The sequence below is a fragment of the Collinsella aerofaciens genome, assembly GCF_015548375.1.
Taxonomy (GTDB): domain Bacteria; phylum Actinomycetota; class Coriobacteriia; order Coriobacteriales; family Coriobacteriaceae; genus Collinsella; species Collinsella aerofaciens_AB.
The window spans coordinates 1-1,555 of sequence record NZ_JADMWW010000054.1 but is presented as its reverse complement, the minus strand read 5'-3'; the positions used below and the strand labels follow the sequence as shown (position 1 = coordinate 1,555).

Below are 1,555 nucleotides of genomic sequence, written 5' to 3'. Positions count from 1 at the left end.
TGGGGACGTTCCTTTTAATATGAGCAGGACATTGTCAAGAGGCAAAATCGGGCCTGGCCCCAACGATATGGGGTCAGGCCCTCTCCCTATATCAGCCCGTCCGCGGCGACCTCGGCGTGTCTTCCCGACGCTCGTCTTTGCAGTTTAATATCCGCCCGCGGCGATCTCTCGCTGGGCAATCCGTTGCTACGGCTGAGGCTTCTTCGTCGAACCGACAGTCTGTGCACGCGTGTGGCGCCCTGGGCGCTCGCAGAAAAGGGACCTGAGGTTCGCCTCAACGGCTTCGGATCGAACCGCTTCCGGGGTGATCGGCTTATGTGCGGGGGACCGCCCCCCCTACGCCTCCTCGGCCATGAGGCCGACCGCCCACACCCAGCAGGCGAGCTCGCGCGCCGTGGCCACGTTCGCCTTGTTGCCGTGGACCCCGCGCGCGAGCAGCGCCTCCCGCCTCTCGACCAGCCTCCGCACGCCCTTGGCGGCATGCCTCCGGGCGCCCCGGTCCGGGGCCTGGCCCTTGGCGAGGTCCTTCGGCCGCCCCGAGCACGTCAGGTAGTGCCACGCGGCCTCGACCAGCGCCTTCCTCAGGTGCTTGTTGCCGGCCTTGGTGATCGCGCCCCTGCGGTCGCTCTCCCCGCTGGAGTGCTCGGAGGGCGTCAGGCCGACCCACGCGGCGAACGAGCGGGCGTTCCCGAACCTGGAGAACTCGCCGGCCTCGAACACGAGGTCGGCGGCGGTCGCGGTGTCGACGCCCTTGAGGCAGCGCAGGGAGTCGACCCTCCTCCTCCACCTGGGCTTGCGGGCCTCGGCCCCGACGAGCCCCTCGAGCCTCGCCTTCTCCTCCGCCGCCCGCCTGACCGCGTCGACGTAGTAGGCGAGCACGTCGTTGTCGGCCCCCTCCGCGAACCTTATCGACTCGATCCAGGACCAGTGCGCCCGGGTCCAGTTGCCCTTCCTGCGGCCGGTGGGCGTCCTCTCGTCGAAGACGAGCCCGTGCCTGAGCAGGAACTTGGAGAGCCGCTGCTTCGAGCGCGAGAGGTCGTCCCTCGCGTCCTCGAGCGCCCTGGTCAGGTCGCGGGCGGCCTCGCACTCGTCGTCGGGGACCCACACCTCGACCACGTTGCCGACCGACAGCATGCGGGCGAGGAACTCGGCGTCGTTGCGGTCGTTCTTCCTGCGCCTGTCCGCGCTGGGCTTGATCATCTTCGAGACGGCGCCGACCACGCAGTCGACCCCCAGGCCGGAGAGCCTCTTCTGCAGGTCGAACCCCGTGACCCCGGACTCGTACACGCACCTGGCCTTTGGGTCCACGGACCGCACCCACCCCGCGACGGCGCCGGCGTCGTAGCCGAAGGTCGCGCAGCGCGCCTCCCCGGTCATGACGTCGAGGGAGACTGCCTTTATCGAGCGGGCGTGGACGTCGAGGCCGACGAAGGTGGTAGTATCGAGCATGGGAGCCCCTTCCATGAATGCGGCGTGGCCGCCGCGGCTGAATTAGACACTCACCATTGTCGGCCTAATCCGCGGTCTTTCATGCAGCAGGGGCTCTCAATGTTTT

1 protein-coding gene is annotated in these 1,555 nt (G+C 68.4%); it reads right to left on the bottom strand.

Going from position 1 to position 1,555, the window contains the following annotated elements:
- Positions 1–336: 336 nt before the first annotated feature.
- Entirely contained in the window at positions 337–1,449 is a 1,113-nt protein-coding gene (locus I1969_RS10940) for an IS110 family RNA-guided transposase (RefSeq protein WP_229028405.1), read from the bottom strand.
- Positions 1,450–1,555 lie beyond the last annotated feature (106 nt).